Genomic DNA, 268 nt, shown 5'->3' with positions numbered 1-268 from the left:
GATCCAGTATGGGCTTGTCTATACGGCCTATTGGCTGGCGCACGACATCAGCCCGGTGACCGTGGCCAACCAGTTGTGGATTCCGTTCACCTCCTTGTTCGCCTTCGCCATTCTGGGCGAGCGGCTGAGCCGCGGGGCGCTGATCGGCATGGGCGTCGCCTTTGTCGGCGTGGCCTGGATGACGCTGGCCGCCCATGCGCTGCAGGACTGGCGCGCCATTCTGGTGGGGATTGTCGCAGGGGCCGCCTGGGCCCTGGCGACCGTGGTG

Annotated in this window: 1 protein-coding gene; it reads left to right on the top strand. The window is 66.8% G+C overall.

Features of this window, described 5'->3' with window-relative positions:
- Positions 1–268: hypothetical protein (locus CVH10_RS20960; protein ID WP_219924926.1), on the top strand; the 268-nt coding region annotated here is incomplete at both ends.

Origin of the sequence: Halomonas sp. ND22Bw, assembly GCF_003011945.1 — a bacterium.
Classification (GTDB): Bacteria; Pseudomonadota; Gammaproteobacteria; order Pseudomonadales; family Halomonadaceae; genus Halomonas; species Halomonas halophila.
This window is presented reverse-complemented; position numbering and strand designations above follow the sequence as displayed.